This window comes from Halomonas sp. BN3-1 (assembly GCF_003056325.1).
Lineage (GTDB): Bacteria > Pseudomonadota > Gammaproteobacteria > Pseudomonadales > Halomonadaceae > Halomonas > Halomonas litopenaei.
In genome coordinates this window covers 76,337-92,390 of the sequence record NZ_PYVV01000011.1, presented here as the reverse complement: position 1 = coordinate 92,390, position 16,054 = coordinate 76,337, and the positions used below count along the sequence as shown (strand labels likewise).

At 66.4% G+C, this 16,054-nt stretch carries 16 protein-coding genes and 1 pseudogene; 9 read left to right on the top strand and 8 right to left on the bottom strand.

Annotated features, from left to right (window positions below; translation table 11 throughout):
• Window positions 1–15: 15 nt before the first annotated feature.
• The 4 genes from C9F12_RS15610 to C9F12_RS15595 all read left to right on the top strand — a co-directional run bounded on the left by C9F12_RS15610 (window position 16) and on the right by C9F12_RS15595 (window position 3,725).
• Entirely contained in the window at window positions 16–1,299 is a 1,284-nt protein-coding gene (locus tag C9F12_RS15610; RefSeq protein WP_045993923.1) for a TRAP transporter large permease, read from the top strand.
• A 45-nt stretch (window positions 1,300–1,344) separates the two neighbouring features.
• Entirely contained in the window at window positions 1,345–1,788 is a 444-nt protein-coding gene (locus C9F12_RS15605) for a universal stress protein (protein ID WP_045993922.1), read from the top strand.
• 169 nt (window positions 1,789–1,957) lie between these two features.
• Window positions 1,958–2,674 carry an FKBP-type peptidyl-prolyl cis-trans isomerase gene (locus C9F12_RS15600; protein ID WP_045993921.1) on the top strand — a complete coding sequence of 239 codons (717 nt, stop codon included), beginning with the start codon at window positions 1,958–1,960 and terminating at the stop codon, window positions 2,672–2,674.
• 4 nt (window positions 2,675–2,678) lie between these two features.
• The gene (locus C9F12_RS15595) at window positions 2,679–3,725 is read left to right on the top strand and encodes a PHB depolymerase family esterase (protein ID WP_108449483.1); all 1,047 of its coding nucleotides are present in this window, start codon (window positions 2,679–2,681) and stop codon (window positions 3,723–3,725) included.
• A 109-nt stretch (window positions 3,726–3,834) separates the two neighbouring features.
• Here the strand turns inward: C9F12_RS15595 and C9F12_RS15590 are convergent, their stop codons facing one another.
• Both C9F12_RS15590 and C9F12_RS15585 read right to left on the bottom strand, forming a co-directional pair.
• A complete protein-coding gene (locus C9F12_RS15590) occupies window positions 3,835–4,461 on the bottom strand; it encodes an SCO family protein (protein ID WP_240184266.1) in 627 nt (208 codons plus the stop codon).
• The gene (locus C9F12_RS15585) at window positions 4,458–4,979 is read right to left on the bottom strand and encodes a hypothetical protein (RefSeq protein ID WP_108449482.1); all 522 of its coding nucleotides are present in this window, start codon (window positions 4,977–4,979) and stop codon (window positions 4,458–4,460) included. The genes C9F12_RS15590 and C9F12_RS15585 overlap by 4 nt, the downstream gene beginning before the upstream one ends.
• A gap of 157 nt (window positions 4,980–5,136) precedes the next feature.
• Here C9F12_RS15585 and C9F12_RS15580 point away from each other — a divergent pair, with 157 nt between their 5' ends.
• Window positions 5,137–6,048, top strand: a complete 912-nt coding sequence (locus tag C9F12_RS15580) for an AEC family transporter (RefSeq protein ID WP_108131876.1) — start codon at window positions 5,137–5,139, stop codon at window positions 6,046–6,048.
• A gap of 642 nt (window positions 6,049–6,690) precedes the next feature.
• Here the strand turns inward: C9F12_RS15580 and C9F12_RS15575 are convergent.
• The gene (locus C9F12_RS15575; RefSeq protein ID WP_108449481.1) at window positions 6,691–7,620 is read right to left on the bottom strand and encodes a LysR substrate-binding domain-containing protein; all 930 of its coding nucleotides are present in this window, start codon (window positions 7,618–7,620) and stop codon (window positions 6,691–6,693) included.
• Between the two features lie 168 nt (window positions 7,621–7,788).
• Between C9F12_RS15575 and C9F12_RS15570 the strand changes: the two are divergent.
• Window positions 7,789–8,736 (top strand): annotated as a pseudogene (locus C9F12_RS15570) (DMT family transporter); the annotation flags it as partial.
• Window positions 8,737–8,794: 58 nt separating this feature from the next.
• On the opposite strand, the gene trmB reads toward C9F12_RS15570, so the two are convergent.
• The 3 genes from trmB to thiS form a co-directional block, all read right to left on the bottom strand.
• Entirely contained in the window at window positions 8,795–9,541 is a 747-nt protein-coding gene (trmB, locus tag C9F12_RS15565) for a tRNA (guanosine(46)-N7)-methyltransferase TrmB (protein ID WP_108449480.1), read from the bottom strand.
• Between the two features lie 85 nt (window positions 9,542–9,626).
• Window positions 9,627–10,421 carry a thiazole synthase gene (locus tag C9F12_RS15560; RefSeq protein ID WP_045993915.1) on the bottom strand — a complete coding sequence of 265 codons (795 nt, stop codon included), beginning with the start codon at window positions 10,419–10,421 and terminating at the stop codon, window positions 9,627–9,629.
• An 86-nt stretch (window positions 10,422–10,507) separates the two neighbouring features.
• Window positions 10,508–10,708 (bottom strand): sulfur carrier protein ThiS, encoded by a 201-nt coding sequence (gene thiS, locus C9F12_RS15555; protein WP_181248714.1) that lies wholly within the window; start codon window positions 10,706–10,708, stop codon window positions 10,508–10,510.
• 106 nt (window positions 10,709–10,814) lie between these two features.
• On the opposite strand from thiS, the gene C9F12_RS15550 reads away from it, so the two are divergent.
• Window positions 10,815–11,207: a DUF423 domain-containing protein gene (locus C9F12_RS15550; protein ID WP_108449479.1), complete on the top strand. Its 393-nt coding sequence runs from the start codon at window positions 10,815–10,817 to the stop codon at window positions 11,205–11,207.
• 9 nt (window positions 11,208–11,216) lie between these two features.
• On the opposite strand, the gene C9F12_RS15545 is transcribed toward C9F12_RS15550, so the two are convergent.
• Together C9F12_RS15545 and C9F12_RS15540 are read right to left on the bottom strand one after the other, a co-directional pair.
• Window positions 11,217–11,630: a PaaI family thioesterase gene (locus C9F12_RS15545; RefSeq protein ID WP_045993913.1), complete on the bottom strand. Its 414-nt coding sequence runs from the start codon at window positions 11,628–11,630 to the stop codon at window positions 11,217–11,219.
• 200 nt (window positions 11,631–11,830) lie between these two features.
• The gene (locus C9F12_RS15540) at window positions 11,831–14,017 is read right to left on the bottom strand and encodes a malate synthase G (RefSeq protein ID WP_045993912.1); all 2,187 of its coding nucleotides are present in this window, start codon (window positions 14,015–14,017) and stop codon (window positions 11,831–11,833) included.
• A 473-nt stretch (window positions 14,018–14,490) separates the two neighbouring features.
• Here C9F12_RS15540 and C9F12_RS15535 point away from each other — a divergent pair, with 473 nt between their 5' ends.
• Together C9F12_RS15535 and C9F12_RS15530 are read left to right on the top strand one after the other, a co-directional pair.
• A complete protein-coding gene (locus C9F12_RS15535) occupies window positions 14,491–15,513 on the top strand; it encodes an alpha/beta hydrolase (RefSeq protein WP_108449478.1) in 1,023 nt (340 codons plus the stop codon).
• The gene (locus C9F12_RS15530) at window positions 15,498–16,034 is read left to right on the top strand and encodes a hypothetical protein (protein ID WP_240184265.1); all 537 of its coding nucleotides are present in this window, start codon (window positions 15,498–15,500) and stop codon (window positions 16,032–16,034) included. The genes C9F12_RS15535 and C9F12_RS15530 overlap by 16 nt, the downstream gene beginning before the upstream one ends.
• Window positions 16,035–16,054: the final 20 nt, after the last annotated feature.

Genomic DNA, 16,054 nt, shown 5'->3' with positions numbered 1-16,054 from the left:
AGGAGGACAGCCCCAATGACAACCATAATGGTCACCACCATGATCGCCCTGCTGTTGCTGGGCTTCCCCATGATGATCCCGCTGATCACCGCGGCGGTCATCGGTTTCTTCATGATGTTCAACGGCCTGGACCAGATGGACACGCTGATCCAGCAGATGATGGCGGGCATCCGGCCGGCCTCGCTGATCGCCGTGCCGATGTTCATCCTCGCCGCCGACATCATGACCCGCGGCCAGTCGGCAGAGCGCCTGATCAACATGGTCATGGCCTTCATCGGCCACGTGAAGGGCGGCCTGGCGGTATCCACCGCGGCCTCCTGCACCCTGTTCGGCGCCGTGTCCGGCTCGACCCAGGCCACCGTGGTGGCGGTGGGCTCGCCGCTGCGCCCGCGCATGCTCAAGGCCGGCTACTCCGACTCCTTCACCCTGGCGTTGATCATCAACTCGAGTGACATCGCCTTTCTGATCCCGCCCAGCATCGGCATGATCATCTATGGCGTGATCTCGGGCACCTCCATCGGCGAGCTGTTCATCGCCGGCATCGGGCCAGGCCTGCTGATCCTGCTGATGTTCTCCATCTACTGCGTGCTCTACGCGGTGATCCGCGACGTCCCCACCGAGCCCAAGGCGTCCTGGAGCGAGCGTCTCTCCGCGGTGCGTCAGGCGCTGTGGCCGCTGGGCTTCCCGGTGATCATCGTCGGCGGCATCTACGGCGGCATCTTCAGCCCCACCGAGGCCGCCGCGGCCTGCGTGCTGTACGCGGTGCTGCTGGAGTTCGTGGTGTTCCGATCGCTGAAGATGAACGACATCTACGCCATCGCCAAGTCCACCGGCCTGATCACCGCGGTGGTGTTCATCCTGGTCGCCGTGGGCAACGGCTTCTCGTGGATCATCTCCTTCGCCCAGATTCCGCAGGCCATGCTCGAGGCGGCCGGGATCAACGAAGCGGGTCCCACGGGCGTGCTGATCGCCATCTGCATCGCCTTCTTCGTGGCCTGCATGTTCGTCGACCCGATCGTGGTCATCCTGGTGCTGACGCCGATCTTCGCGCCGGCCATCGAGGCCACCGGACTCGACCCGGTGCTGGTGGGTATCCTGATCACCCTGCAAGTGGCCATCGGCTCGGCGACGCCACCCTTCGGCTGCGACATCTTCACCGCCATCGCGATCTTCAAGCGGCCCTATCTGGACGTGATCAAGGGCACACCTCCGTTCGTGTTCCTGCTGATCCTGGCCGCGGCCCTGCTGATCATGTTCCCGCAGATTGCGTTGTTCCTGCGCGACGTCGCCTTCCGCTAGGCGGCGTCTGTCGGATGCGCGGAGACCAAGCTTGAGGAGAGACCGATGTTCAATCGAATCCTGGTGGCGGTGGACGGCTCCAAGGGCGCCCTCAAGGCGCTGGAGAAGGCCGTGGGGCTGCAGTACCTGACCGGCGCCGAGCTCTACATCCTGTGCGTGTTCAAGCACCACAGCCTGCTCGAGGCCTCCCTGTCGATGGTTCGCCCGGACAAGCTGGACCTGCCCGACGATGCCCTCAAGGAGTATGCCTCGGAGATCGCCGTGCACGCCAAGAACCACGCGGTGGAACTGGGGGTACCGCTGGAAAAGGTGCGCGCCTTCGTCAAGGGAGGCCGCCCCTCGCGCACCATCGTGCGCTTCGCCCGCAAGCGCGAGTGCGACCTGATCGTGATCGGCGCCCAGGGCACCAACGGCGACGCCAGCCTGATCCTGGGCAGTGTCGCCCAGCGGGTGTCGGGGTCGGCGCAGTGCCCGACCCTGGTGGTCTAGCGCCACACTCATCACGGCAACCACAGACGTAGCCGCAACCACAGGCCCGGGTCATGCCCGGGCCTGCCTCGTAGGGGGTAACGCACGGCGGGTGCGGAACCCTTTTGCCCCTGTTACAGTCACAACAACGACATTCACACTACGGCCAACGCGCCAGCCAAGGATTTCCATGAAGACACTGCTGACTTCCGCCTCCCTGATCGCCCTGCTGGGCGCCGCTCCCATGGCCTTTTCCGCCCCCGAGAGCGACCAGGAAAAGCTTAGCTACAGCCTGGGTGTGACCCTGGGCCAGAGCATCAAGCAAGACGTGGAAGACCTCGACACGGATGCCTTCAGCGAGGCGATCAAGGACGTGTTCGCCGACGACGGCCTCGACATGACCGACGAGGAGATCGCCGCCGCCCTGACCAAGTTCCAGGAAGAGGCCATGGCCAAGCGTGCTGAAGAACAGCAGCAACGTGCCGAAGAGATGGCCCAGCAGGCGGACGCCAACAAGCAGGAAGGCGAGGCCTACATGGCCGAGAACGCCGACAAGGACGGCGTCACCACTACCGACTCCGGACTGCAGTACAAGGAGCTCGAGGAAGGTGACGGCGCCTCCCCCGAGGCCGGCGACACCGTGCAGGTCAACTACGAAGGCAAGCTGATCGATGGCACCGTGTTCGACAGCTCCTACGAGCGCGGCGAGCCGGTATCCTTCCAGGTGGGCCAGGTCATCGAGGGCTGGCAGGAAGCCCTGAAGATGATGAACGTGGGCGACACCTGGGAAGTCGTGATTCCGCCGGAGCTGGGCTACGGCGCGCGTGGCCAGGGCCCCATCGGCCCCAACGAGACCCTGATCTTCAAGGTCGAGCTGCTTGACGTGAACCCCAGCGACGAAGGCTGAGTCGATGACTCACCTTAGTCGTGCCAACGCCAGCCTCCTCGCGGGGCTGGCGTTTTTCGTGCTGGCACCTCAGGCCACGGCCGACTCCCCCGACGCCCTGCCCGCGCTGGGTCTCTCGAAGGACCGTCTGGCCACCATCGGCGTCTCGTCCGGCGGCTACATGGCCGCGCAGCTGGCGGTGGCCTGGCCCGAGCGCTTCGATGCACTCGGGCTGGTTGCCGCCGGCCCCTGGGGCTGTGCCCGGGGCGAGCTGGGAGTGGCGCTGGGTCAGTGCATGTTCACTCGCCTTGGCGACCCCGACCTGGCGGCGATCGACAGCCGCCTTGCGGACTACCGCGAGCTCGATCGCGCGGGTAGCGCTGAATCGCTCGACGACCTCAAGGTGTATCTCTGGCACGGTGAGGACGATGGCACCATCGATCCCGACGTCGGACACGCCGCCGCTCGACAATGGCGTGACTGGCTCGCCGACGATGAGCAACTGAAGGCGGTGTTTCAGGACGGCGCGGGGCACGGCTGGCCGGCGCTGGACGCCGCTGGCGAGGCGGACCTGGCCGACTGCGAAGAGGGCGGTGCGCCCTTCCTGCTCGACTGCGGCCTGGACCTGGCCGGCGAGGCGCTGGGCTGGTGGTGGGACGATCTGGCGCCTGCCGGCGAGGCCGACGACCAGCGCCTGCTGGCCTTCGACCAGAGCGAGTTCGACGCCAAGGGACTCGCCGACACCGGCTTTGTCTATCTGCCGAAGCAGTGCGAGAGCGGCGACTGCGCACTGGTGGTGGCGCTGCATGGCTGCCAGATGGGCGTGGACGACGATGAAGGCGCAGCGACGCCATTCACCCGGGCAAGCGGCCTGAACCGTTACGCCAAGAGCAACGACCTGGTGGTGCTCTACCCCCAGGCCGAGGCCAGCCTGGCCAATCCCAAGGGATGCTGGGACTGGTGGGGGTTCAGCGAGAGTACCTGGCAGCGCGACCCTTTGCATGACAGCCGGGACGGTCGTCAGGTCAGCGCCCTGATGCAAATGGTCGACAGACTGCAGGAAGCGCCCTGAGGCGTGGCAAGGGATTTGCCAAGCGCGTGGGCAGGTTGAGCGCCCTCGACAGGCTACAGCAGGCGCCCTGAGGCGCCTGCTTGGCTAGAGGCCTAGGCTTGGCAGGAAGTTAGTTCAACGCCCGATCCAGCGCCGCCGAGAGCGGCCCCGGGGTCGGCGCGTGCAATACCCGTTCGATGATTTCGCCGCTGGCGTCCACCAGATAGAGCGAGGCCGAGTGATCCACCAGATACTCCACGGCGGATTCCGGCGTCTCGACCTTGCGCCAGACGACGCCGTAGCGCTCGCCGATATCGACAAGCTCGGCCTGGCTACCGGTGGCGCCGATGAAGTCGTCGCCAAAGGCCTCAAGGTACTCCGACAACCGCTCCAGGGTGTCACGCTCGGGGTCCACCGAAATCATCAACGGCACCACCCGCCGACGCTGGTCTTCGGGCAGTGCCTGGCGCGCCTGGCGCACCACCGCCAGGCTCATGGGGCAGACGTCGGGACACCAGGTGTAGCCGAAGAAGATCACCGCCAGCTGGTCATCATCGAGATCACTCAGCGCAAAGTCGCCCACGGTCGACGCCAGGCGTATCTCACCAGCGACCAGCCCGTCCTGCTGGGCGGGCTGCCAGGGCTTGAAGGTCCACAACAGGGCCGCCGCCAGCATCACCACCGCCGCCAGGACCAGCCCCAGGGTCCGTCGATCGAAGCCCTGTCGTCGTTGCTGCTGTCGTTGCCGTCGGGTCATGGCAGGCTTCGCTCCACGTCCAGATCGAAGGTACTTCCGAGACGCCCGCGCGGCGCATCGAAGCTGACCCGGGCACGCCAGGTCATGCGTTCACGGGTGCAGATGCCGAGCTGTCCCATCCCCTGAAAGCGGCCCGGTTCGCCGCCTTGCACGGCGTCGAGATGGAAGCGATGCTCGCCCATGTCCATGCCGACCCCTTCGAACACCACCCGTACGTTCTGCGCTTCCACGCCGTCGATGCGTACTTCGAGGGGCAACGACTCCAGCGGGCGAATGTCACCCTCCACCGGGATCGCCAGGGTCAGCCGCTCATTCTCCTCGAGGCCGACGCCGCAGGGCCCCTGGTGCAGATCGCAGCCGGGCGCGGCCGGATACCAGGTCGTCTCCTGGTGATCGCCAAGCTCGTAGCGCAGCAGGTACCATAGGGCGATCAGCAAGGTGACCACGGTCACCGTGATCAGCAGGCGAAGCCGAGGACGACGGGCGCCGCGCGAGGCTGGGGACTGGCGCGAATGCATGTCGGAGGGCTGCCTCCAAAGGGAATGGGCGTAGGGTAAGCTTATCAGCAAAACTCCGACGCCCCCTGCGCGACAATGTCGCAGCCGTCAACGCGCGCTTACTCACGCTCGACGGCGCACTATTCTGCCACCGGCCTCGCCCGGACAAGGAACGTACATGGCCTCCATCACTGCGGCCCTGGGCCCGCTTTTTCTGCTTATCCTGCTTGGCGCCGTGCTGGGTGTCGGACGCATCCCAGGCGGGGACTTCTGGGCGCGCATGGAGCGCCTGATCTACTTTCTGCTGTTTCCCGCCATGCTGGTGGCGACCCTGGCCAGGGCGGACATCAGCCAGGTACCGGTGGCCAGGCTCGCCCTGGTGCTGCTGGGCACCATGCTGGTGCTCTCCGCTCTGCTGTGGTGGCTCAAGCCCCGCCTGAATCTCGACGCCGCCGCCTTTACCTCTGTCTTCCAGGGCGCGGTGCGCTTCAACACCTATGTCGGCGTCGCCGGCGCCGCTGCGCTGCACGGTCCCCAGGGCGCCACGGTGGCAGCGGTGGCCCTGGCGCTGATGATTCCCACGGTCAATGTGCTGTGCGTGCTGACCTTTATCGCCGCAGGCACCCTCGGCCGCTCAGGTCTATGGCGCTCACTGCTCGCCCTGGCCCAGAACCCGCTGATCCTCGCCTGCCTGATCGGCATCGGGCTCAATCTCTCGGGGATCGGCCTGCCGGGCTGGTCGGCGGGAACCCTGGAGCTGCTGGGACGAGCGGCGCTGCCGCTGGGGCTGGTGGCCGTAGGGGTGGCACTGCGACCCCAGGCCCTGCTGAGGCGCGATCTTGGCCTGTGGGTCTCGAGCCTGGTCAAGCTGGTGCTGATGCCGGCGCTGGTGCTGGTGCTGGCGTGGCTGCTGGGCCTCGACCCTGTCAGCCAGGATGTGGCGCTGCTGTACGCCGCCCTGCCCACCGCCACCTCCGCCTATATTCTGGCACGCCAGCTGGGGGGGGACGCTGAGCTGATGGCCGGACTGATCACCGCCCAGACCCTGGCGGCGATGATCAGCCTGCCGCTGTGGATGCAGCTGACCTGAGGGGCCAGGCGAGGCTTTATTAAAAAAGATTCTCGTTTGTGTTGATGAAACAAATGAGAATGATTTACACTGAGGTTGTCGGCGTTGATGAGTCGCCGGCGCCAGATACCAGACATTGCCAGTCGCTATCTGGTTTCTCCTCCTCATTGCTAGTCACGGTCCTTGCGCCGCTTCCCTCTGGAAGCGGCTTTTTCATGGCCGCTTGGTTCGGTCCCGCGGCCAGCGCTCCTTCGCCTCGTTGCCCACGACGTCCTGCCACCGCTTGATTCCGCCATCCCGAGCCTCTGCCCGGTTTCGCCTGCTGTCTTGGCCCCGCCCCTCGCATGCGTTCCCCTTGGCAGAAAGCCAGCGAGTGTGAGCGGACACACCGCCTTAATAAAAAATATTCTCGTTACGCTTGACGAAGAAAATGAGAATGATTTACGCTGAGGTTGTCGGCGTTGATGAGTCGCCGGCGCCAGATACCAGACATTGCCAGTCGCTATCTGGTTTCTCCTCCTCATTGCTAGTCACGGTCCTTTCACCGCTCCCCCGGGAGCGGTTTTCTTTTTTCTGGCCATCGAGGCTTCTGGTCAACCTCGCCCCAAGGCATTGGCTCCTGTTCGTCGCACCGCTCCCTGCGTCTCACCGCTCTCGTTCATCTCACCCCAGTGCCAGCGGCCTGGCCTCGCGGCTATTCGCAGCCCAGGGGCCTGCACCGCTCAGACGCTGGCGCAAGAGCCCCGCCAGGGCTTCCACCGCCGGCCAAGAGGCTGCGGCGATGCGCCGGCTGAAGTACAGGCAGGCGTCACTGGTACCCAGGTGGGGCAGGCCCTCGGCCTCATCCAGCACGCGCATGCGCGACGTCAGCCGTTGTCGATCGAGGATGCTCACGGCCAGGCCGACTTCCACGGCCTTTTCCACCGCATGGATGCTGGTACTGGTGAAGACCGCGTACCAGTCGCGCCCCTGACTCTCCAGGGCCTCGACCCCGAGCGAGCGGAATGGGCAGTCCAGCGGATGGAGCGCCAGCGGTAACGGCGCCTCGTCGGCGACGCGAAACTCACGGGACGCCGCCCACACCGGCGAGGTCTGCCACAGCGTTTCGCCATTGGTCAGCTGATGCGGACGGTCCAGCGCCACCGCCAGCGACAGCTCACCGCGCTCCAGGCGCCGGGCCAGCTCTCCGCTGGGCGCCGTGACCGCCTCCAGCAGCACATTGGGGTGGCTGGCCAGAAAGTCAGGCAGCACCTGCTCGACCAGATGCGGGGCGTAGCCCTCCGGCATGCCGAAGCGCACCCGCCCGCTGAGTCCCTGTCCGGTCAGTCGCGCCACCAGGCCGTCGTGCTGGCGCAGCAGCTCACGCGCCTCCTGCAGCAAGGCCTCGCCGGCCGGCGACGGCGACACTCCGCGCGGCCCACGGATCAGCAGGCGCGCATCGAGACGCTGCTCGAGGCGCTTGATCTGCATGCTCAAGGCACTGACGGTGCGGTGTCGCAACTCCGCCGCCGCCGCCAGACTGCCCTGCTGGGCCACCGTCACAAAGCTGCGCAGCGCCTCCAGATCCAGCGCCGCTCCCGTGTTCTCGGTCATCGTTACTCCCCCTATGGCGCCAGACCACCCTACCCGAAGACTTCAATATTATTGAAGTCAGCGTGAAAAACGTTTCGCTACTCGAAAGGCTAGCACCACGGCAGACTGCTCATCCAGCGCTTCGTCTATCCAGCGCTGCCGTCATCCACCCGTGCTCAAGGAGGCCCCATGCAGACGCTGCTACCCCGCCTGATCCCCCTGCTCCACCAGCTTCCCCGGCAACTGGGCAAGCACTCGGGTGCCCTGATCGTCGCCACGGGCTTCGTGGTCTGCTGGAGCAGCGGTTTCGTCGGCAGTCGCATGGCGGTGGACCTGGACGTGCCGGTGATGGGGCTCTATGCCTGGCGCTTTGCCCTGGCGACCCTGCTGGCCTGGATGCTGGTCGTCTGTCGTCTGGGCCATCCGGGGCATCGCCCGAGCTGGCGCCAGGCAGGCCACGAGCTGCTGACCGGTGGTCTGACGGTGGGCGTCTACCTGCTGACGATGCTGGTGGCGGTGGCCGAAGGTGTGAGCGCCTCGGTGGCGGCGCTGATCGGCGCGCTGCAGCCGCTGGCGGCGGCGCTACTGGCACGGCACCTGCTCAAGGAGCGCAGCGACAGCGCGCAATGGTGGGGCATGGGGGTAGCGACGCTCGGCGCCATGGCGATGATCGCTGGCGACATGCGCAGCGTCGGCGGCGCCCCCTGGTGGGCCTACCTGCTGCCGCTGGTCGCAGTCGCCGCGGTATCGATCGGCAGCATCCTGACGCCGCCGGCGACCGCCAGGCCCGGCGAGGAGAATGGCGGTGTGGTGCCGCTGTCACTGATCACCCGCCTGGCGCTGCAGCTGAGCGCGGCAACGCTGGTGTTCATGCTGGCGGCGGTGATGCTCGAACCAGGCCTGCCGGCGCTGCCTCCGGCGACGCTGGACGCCTGGCTGACCATTGGCTGGCTGGTGGTGCTGGCCACCTTCGGTGGCTACGGCTTCTTCGTGGCGTGCCTGGGGCGCTTCGGGGTGACCCCGACCTCGGCGCTGATCGCGCTGACCCCGGCGGTGACGCTGTTGATGACGCTTTCGCTGTTCGGCGAGCGCCCGGATGGGCTGGGCCTGGCGGGACTGGTGCTGTCGCTGGGTGGCGCCCTGTGGGCGCTGGCGGCCGGGCGACGCGGCCAGGGCCGCGCCGCCGATGCCGGCGTCAGTCGACGCGGCGGAAGATCAGGTCCCAGACACCGTGACCGAGCCGTTCGCCCCGCGCCTCGAACTTGGTCAGCGGACGAAAGTCGGGACGCGGCACATAGGGCGCCGTCTCCGGGGTCGCGGTATTGAGGTAGCCCGGGGCTGCCTCCATCACCTCGGCCATCCATTCGGCGTAGGCTTCCCAGTCGGTGGCGATGTGCAGGGTTCCACCGCTGGCCAGGCGAGTCCGCACCAGCTCGACGAACGCCGGCTGGACGATGCGCCGCTTGTGATGCTTCTTCTTCGGCCAGGGGTCGGGGAAGAACAGCTGCAGGGTGGTCAGACTGCCCTCGGGCAGGCACTGCTCCAGCACCGCCAGGGCATCCTCGCGGTAGACCCGCAGGTTGGTCAGCCCACGCTTGTCGGCTTCGTCGAGCAACTTGCCGACGCCCGGGGCGTGTACCTCGATTCCGATGAAGTCGGTGTCCGGATGGGTCTCGGCCTGCTCGATCAGCGACGCTCCCATGCCGAAGCCGATCTCGACCACCCTGGGCGCCTGGCGGCCGAACAGCGCATCGAGGTCCTGGCGCCCCTGGGCGAGGGTCAGTCCCAGCCGCGGCCAGACTTCCTCAAGCCCACGGGTCTGCGCCTGGGTCATGCGCCCGGCCCGCAGCACATAGCTCTTGATACCACGGCGATGCAGCGGTGCGTCCGGTCCTTCCGGGCCGGTGGTCTTGCCCTCGTCGGGGCGATCTTGGTCGGTCATGATGATGTCTGGGGGCGTGGTGAAAGTGTCAGGGCGAGAAAGCAGAGCAGGAGCGGCAGGCCGGGCCTTGCCGCTCCTGCCGGCTTCAGGCGTTGATGCGGCCGGCGAACGGCGATGACGCCTCGGCGCCGCGACGCGGCATGCGACCGGCGAGAAACGCCTGGCGTCCCGCCTGCACGGCATGCTTCATGGCCTCGGCCATCAGCACCGGCTGGCGCGCGTGGGCGATGGCGGAGTTCATCAGCACGCCGTCACAGCCGAGTTCCATGGCCAGGGCTGCCTCGGAGGCGGTACCAATCCCGGCATCGATCAGCACCGGGACCTTGGCCTGCTCGATGATCAGGCGCACATTGTGCGGATTCTGGATGCCGTGGCCGGAGCCGATCAGCGAGCCCAGCGGCATCACCGCGCAGCAGCCGATGGCCTCGAGTTCCCTGGCGACGATGGGGTCATCACTGGTGTAGACCATCACGTCGAAGCCATCGGCGACCAGCGTCTCGGCGGCCTTGAGGGTCTCCACCACATTGGGATAGAGGGTGTTGTCGTCCCCCAGCACCTCGAGCTTGACCAGCTTGTGGCCATCGAGCAGTTCCCGCGCCAGCCGACAGGTGCGCACGGCATCCTTGGCGTTGTAGCAACCGGCGGTATTGGGCAGCAGGGTATAGCGCTCCGGCGGCACCACGTCGAGCAGGTTGGGCTCACCGGCCTCCTGACCCAGGTTGGTGCGACGCACCGCGAAGGTCACGACATCGGCGCCACTGGCGGCGATTGCCTCGCCGGTCTCGTCGAAGTCCTTGTACTTGCCGGTGCCCACCAAGAGACGCGAGGAAAAGGCGTGGTCGGCGACCCGCAGCGGGCTGTCCTGAAAGATGTCGGTCATGCTCAAGTCCTTCTCACGAAACGGAACCAGGCCGCCATCGAGCGGCACCTCTAAAGTCGTCGGTATCTGCTGGCGGGTGGTTCGCCTCAGCCGCCGCCGATGGCATGGACGATCTCGATGCGATCGCCATCCGCCAGGCGGGTCTCGCCGTGCTGGCTGCGCGGCAGGATGTCCTCGTTGAGCTCGACGGCGATGCGGCGCCCGCCCAGACCCAGGGCGTCGATCAACTCCGCCACGGTCTGCTCGCGGTCGAGGGCGTGGGGCTCACCATTTAGCTGAATCTGCATGGCCACCTCATTATCAAGATGTCGCGGGGGCAACATTGTAGCGGCTCGGGCCGCCGCGGGGTACGGTTGAGGGCAGATTCCTCTCTCTCGTCGTCAAGGAGCCTCGATGCCGGATCGTCACTGGTGGATCACCCTCGCCCTGTCCGGCGCCCTGGTGGTGGCGCTCGGCGCCTTCGCCGCCCATGGCCTCGAAGGACGCCTGCCTGAGCGTCTGACCGCCGCCTTTACCACCGGGGTGCGCTACCAGGCCTGGCACACCCTGGCAGGCCTGGCGCTGCTGGCCTGGCGGGCCCAGCAGCCGCTGGCCGCCCAGCTGACGGCACTGAGGCTGTGGTCGGCAGGTATCCTGCTGTTCTCGGGTTCGCTGTACGCCATGGCCCTGGCCGGGCTCTACGGCGTCGGGCTCGGGCCGCTGGGGCTGATCACACCGCTCGGCGGCGTGCTGTTGCTGCTTGGCTGGCTGGCGCTGGCCTGGGGACTATGGCGAGCCCGCGTGTGAGATAGCCTCTCAGTCGTTATCGGGCAGTACGTAGGTCGCCGTCACGTGCGCCACCGGCGCCTCGTCTCCGTCAGAGAACAGCTCCACCTCACCCACCGCCAGGCGGCGTCCCAGCTTGATCAAGCGGGCGTTGGCGATCAGATCGCGATCACCCCGGGCGCGCCGTAGAAAGTGGCAGTTGAGGTTGCTGGTGACCGCCATGGGCTCCGGCCCGATCTGGGCCAGGATGGCCACGTACAGGCAGACGTCCGCCAGTCCCATCATGGTCGGGCCGGAGACGCTGGCGCCGGGCCGCAAGTGTTCATCCTCGATGGCCAGGCTCATGGTGGCCCGCATCTCCGAGACGGCTTCGATGGTGCCCATGCGCTGGGGAAAGACGTCGTCCAGAAAATCCTCGATGGCGGCGGCGGTCATCACGGTCATGGTTCTCTCCCTGAAGGCAATCCGGCTCGTGATAGCTTCACCATAACTCAAGCCCGGATACGACGCCTCAACGCCCTCGCTGCTGTGCGCTTTCCCCTCGACACAACGACACACCCCCGGGGAGGCCCGGGGGTGTGTCCAGGGAACCGCCGTCTGGATCGCGGCGTTTGCTTGGCGTACTCGGTGGCGTCCCGAGTGTGTTACTTCGCCTTGTGGACCTGACGCCAGTGGTGCAGCAGCGGCTCGGTGTAGCCGGCCGGCTGCTCACGCCCCTTGAAGATCAGGTCGCTGGCCGCCTGGAAGGCGGTGGACTTGTCGAAGTCAGGGCTCATCGGGGTGTAGGCCGGGTCGCCTTCGTTCTGACCGTCCACCACCTTGGCCATGCGCTTGAGCGTCTCTTCCACACGCGCCGCGTCGACTACGCCGTGGTACAGCCAGTTGGCGATGTGCTGGCTGGAGATCCGCAGGGTGGCGCGGTCTTCCATCAGACCCACGTCGTGGATGTCAGGCACCTTGGAGGCGCCGACGCCCTGCTCGACCCAGCGCACCACGTAGCCGAGGATACCCTGACAGTTGTTGTCGAGCTCCTGCTGGATCTCGTCGTCGCTCCAGTCGGCGGAGGCGACCACCGGCACGGTCAGCAGCGCCTTGAGCAGATCATCGCGCTGCTCGCTTTCGTCCAGCTCCTCGAGTTCGCGCTGGACCTGGGCCACGTCGATCTGGTGGTAGTGCAGGGCATGTAGCGCTGCAGCGGTGGGAGACGGCACCCAGGCGGTGTTGGCGCCCGACTTGGGATGGCCGATCTTCTGCTCGATCATCGCCGCCATCAGGTCCGGCATGGCCCACATGCCCTTGCCGATCTGGGCGCGTCCGCGCAGGCCACAGGCCAGTCCGACCAGCACGTTGCTGCGCTCGTAGGCCTGAATCCAGTCAGCGCCCTTCATGTCGCCCTTGCGCAGCATGGGGCCCGCCTCCATGGCGGTGTGCATCTCGTCACCGGTGCGATCGAGAAAGCCGGTGTTGATGAACACCACTCGACTGGTGGCCTCGTTGATGCAGGCCTTGAGGTTGACCGAGGTGCGGCGCTCCTCGTCCATGATGCCCATCTTGAGGGTATTGCGGGCCATGCCCAGCAGGTCTTCGACACGCCCGAACAGGGTGTTGGCGAAGGCCACTTCCTTGGGACCGTGCATCTTCGGCTTGACGATATAGACGGAGCCGGTGCGCGAGTTACGCGGCTGATCGTCACCCTTGTTGAGGTCATGCAGGGCGATAAGCGACGTCATGATGGCGTCGAGAATGCCCTCGGGCATTTCGTTGCCGTCGGCGTCGAGCACCGCCGGGTTGGTCATCAGGTGACCCACGTTGCGCACGAACAGCAGCGAGCGTCCCGGCAGGGTCAGCTCGGAACCATCCGGCGTGACGTAGTCGCGATCCGGATTCAGGCGACGGGTGAAGGAACTGCCGCCCTTGGCCACCTCGGCGGTGAGGTCACCCTTCATCAGACCCAGCCAGCTGGCATAGACGCCCACCTTGTCCTCGGCATCCACCGCCGCCACGGAGTCTTCGCAGTCCATGATGGAGGTCAGCGCGGCTTCCACCACCACGTCCTTGACGTGGGCCGGGTCGGTCTTGCCGATGGGGTGGCTGTCATCGACCTGGATTTCCAGATGCAGGCCATGGTGGGACAGCAGCACGGCACTCGGCGCGGAGGCGTCGCCCTGGTAGCCCACCAGCTTGCCCGGCTCCTTCAGGCCGGTCTCGCGGCCGCCGTCCAGAGACACCACCAGGTGGCCATCGCGCAGGAAGTACTTGACCGCGTCACGGTGGGAGCCGGTCGCCAGCGGTGCCGCCTGGTCCAGCACATTGCGGGCGTAAGCCACGACCTTCTCGCCGCGCTTGGGGTTGAAGCTCGAGCCCTTCTCGCAGCCATCCTCTTCGCTGATCACGTCGGTGCCGTACAGAGCGTCGTAGAGGCTACCCCAACGCGCGTTGGCGGCGTTCAGCGAGTAGCGTGCGTTGTTCACCGGCACCACCAGCTGGGGGCCCGCCTGGGAAGCGATCTCGCGATCCACGTTTTCGGTGGTCACCTCGACCTTGGCCGGCGGATCGACCAGGTAGCCGATTTCCTTGAGGAAGGCCTGGTAAGCGGCCATGTCATTGACCGGCCCCGGGTGCTCACTGTGCCAGGCCGAGAGTTTCTGCTGCAGCGCGTCGCGCTCGGCCAGCAGGGCCTGGTTGGTCGGCGTCAGGTCGTGGAAGATGGCATCGACGCCCTTCCAGAAGGCATCGGCATCGATCCCCGTGCCAGGCAGCGCCTGTTCGGTGATGAACTGGTCCAGCTCGGCGGCCACCTGCAGGCGATGGCGAGAAATGCGTTGCGTCATTGGGTCTAGCTCCTCGTTGGGCCTTGGGTGCCCCCCTGGCACCTTCCAGCCGGACAGGGGAAAAGGTGACTGCTCCAGAATGATTTTGTGGAAAATCATTCCATTTGTAAACCGAAAACCCCGCTCTACCGCTCAAGGCTAGACCAAATGATGAGCTGTCGAGGGCCTTGTCGATTGGGAAACAGTGGTGCCGAACTCGATGGGTCGCTAGCATGGAACAGGCAAGGAAGCCCAGACAGGAAGGTGTTGACGTGTGCTGGCGACTCCCTCATCTGACGCCGAAGGCCATACCTCCATGGCACAGGTGAGCAACGACGGCCTCCGGACGGTGTCAGAAGAAGCAGGTGGCCAACGATCGGTCAGGGTGCAACCAGGCGCAGGGTGATGACGCTACCCTCCACGCCATCTGGCCGTCCCAGCACAACCGAGTGCCGAGCAACGCACGCCACCGCCCCTTCCCAGCGGAGGACGCTATGACCGACTACACGCCCCTTGAGACCATCGAACGGCTGACCCCGGTGGCAAGACAAGGCGAAGGCTTGGTGGCGACAGCCGCCCCGGCCATGGCAACGACCCTTGAACGCTATCTGGCGCACTATCGGCTCGATGTCCTGCTCACCGAAGGGGTAACGCTGCACGCGGGTAATATCGAGACGCCACGCTTCCGCCTGTGGACTCAGGTATGGCGCCCGCCCCACCCGCGGGGCACCGCGGTGGTGGTTCACGGCTACTACGACCACCTGGGCCTGTACCGCCACCTGCTCGAGCTGCTGCTGGAACTCGAGCTCACGGTGGTGCTGTGGGATCTGCCGGGACACGGGCTGTCCAGTGGGGATCGTGCCGACATCGACGACTTTGCCGACTACGGCGACTGCCTGCGTACGCTTCAGCAGCACCTGAGCGAAGCCGGCCTGGCCCAGGGACCTTGGGTCGGCGTCGGCCAGAGCACCGGCGGCGCCATCCTGGCCACCGATGCCCTGAGCCGGGGCGATGACGGCCACTGGTCGGCGCTGGTGCTGCTGGCGCCCCTGGTCAGACCCTGGGGCTGGACCCGAGCAGCCTGGGTCCATCGCCTGGTCAGCCCCTTTGTCTCCAGCGTGCCGCGCAAGTTTAGGGCGAACACCAATGATGACGACTTCGCCACCTTTCTGCGCGAACAGGACCCGCTCCAGCCCGTGCGCCTGCCCACCGGCTGGGTCAGCGCCATGCGCCGCTGGATGCCCCGCCTGATGCAGCTGCCCCCGTGCCAGCTACCGACCCTGATCCTGCAAGGCGAGAAGGACCTGACGGTGGACGGGCCTTGGAATCTGGCGGTACTCGGCAAGAAGTTTCCCGGCGCTCACATCTGCTGTCACCCGCAAGCCCGCCACCATCTGGTCAACGAGGCCGAGGCCATCCGTCTGGACCTTTTCGCCGAAGTGCGCCAATTTCTGGAACAACAGCTCAGTGAAGGGCCTCTACCGAAAAGGATGTCATCTCAATGCCCAGACGCTTGACCCGACAGACGGTACACCGCGCCGGCAGCCACGCCTCCTTGCTGCCCTGGCTGGCGCTGGTGCTGCTGGTCTGGCTGGCCGGCTGTGCCAGCGCCCCCGAGCGCCCCGAGACGCTGCGCCAGGCGCTGCTGGGCCTTGGCCAACAGGCGGCCGAGCGGGTCGCCGAGGCGCCGGCCCTGGCAGGGGAAACCCTGGCCGATCAGGTGCTGCTGCTGTCCCCGCCCAAGGTCGACGAAAGGCTGGAGCTCGGCGTCGGCCGTGTCCAGGAGAGCCTGACCCGTGGCCTGCTCGCGATCGACGACGGCCCCCAGGTGCTGGACTGGCAGCCCGGTGATACCCCCGCCGCCGATACCAATCAATGGCTGGTCGATAGCCGACTGATCGCCGATGGCCCACGCCTGACGCTGTCTGACCGCGAGCTTCTGCCCTACCGCTTCGAACTCCGCCTGCGCCGCCCAGGCGACGGTGCCGCGCTGTGGTCCACGGTCATTAGCGGCGCCTTCGACGCCGACGCGCTCTAGGGCTTGCTGAAAAGTGCCTG

Excerpts from the sequence above, each read along its gene's own strand:
- C9F12_RS15560 (WP_045993915.1), bottom strand. The coding sequence starts at position 10,421 with ATGACCGACATCTTTCAGGACAGCCCGCTGCGGGTCGCCGACCACGCC.
- C9F12_RS15610 (WP_045993923.1), top strand. The coding sequence starts at position 16 with ATGACAACCATAATGGTCACCACCATGATCGCCCTGCTGTTGCTGGGC.
- C9F12_RS15580 (WP_108131876.1), top strand. The coding sequence starts at position 5,137 with ATGGCCTCCATCACTGCGGCCCTGGGCCCGCTTTTTCTGCTTATCCTG.
- C9F12_RS15600 (WP_045993921.1), top strand. The coding sequence starts at position 1,958 with ATGAAGACACTGCTGACTTCCGCCTCCCTGATCGCCCTGCTGGGCGCC.
- C9F12_RS15590 (WP_240184266.1), bottom strand. The coding sequence starts at position 4,461 with ATGACCCGACGGCAACGACAGCAGCAACGACGACAGGGCTTCGATCGA.
- C9F12_RS15535 (WP_108449478.1), top strand. The coding sequence starts at position 14,491 with ATGACCGACTACACGCCCCTTGAGACCATCGAACGGCTGACCCCGGTG.
- C9F12_RS15545 (WP_045993913.1), bottom strand. The coding sequence starts at position 11,630 with ATGACCGTGATGACCGCCGCCGCCATCGAGGATTTTCTGGACGACGTC.
- C9F12_RS15550 (WP_108449479.1), top strand. The coding sequence starts at position 10,815 with ATGCCGGATCGTCACTGGTGGATCACCCTCGCCCTGTCCGGCGCCCTG.
- C9F12_RS15530 (WP_240184265.1), top strand. The coding sequence starts at position 15,498 with ATGCCCAGACGCTTGACCCGACAGACGGTACACCGCGCCGGCAGCCAC.
- C9F12_RS15575 (WP_108449481.1), bottom strand. The coding sequence starts at position 7,620 with ATGACCGAGAACACGGGAGCGGCGCTGGATCTGGAGGCGCTGCGCAGC.
- C9F12_RS15595 (WP_108449483.1), top strand. The coding sequence starts at position 2,679 with ATGACTCACCTTAGTCGTGCCAACGCCAGCCTCCTCGCGGGGCTGGCG.
- trmB (WP_108449480.1), bottom strand. The coding sequence starts at position 9,541 with ATGACCGACCAAGATCGCCCCGACGAGGGCAAGACCACCGGCCCGGAA.
- C9F12_RS15585 (WP_108449482.1), bottom strand. The coding sequence starts at position 4,979 with ATGCATTCGCGCCAGTCCCCAGCCTCGCGCGGCGCCCGTCGTCCTCGG.
- C9F12_RS15540 (WP_045993912.1), bottom strand. The coding sequence starts at position 14,017 with ATGACGCAACGCATTTCTCGCCATCGCCTGCAGGTGGCCGCCGAGCTG.
- thiS (WP_181248714.1), bottom strand. The coding sequence starts at position 10,708 with ATGCAGATTCAGCTAAATGGTGAGCCCCACGCCCTCGACCGCGAGCAG.
- C9F12_RS15605 (WP_045993922.1), top strand. The coding sequence starts at position 1,345 with ATGTTCAATCGAATCCTGGTGGCGGTGGACGGCTCCAAGGGCGCCCTC.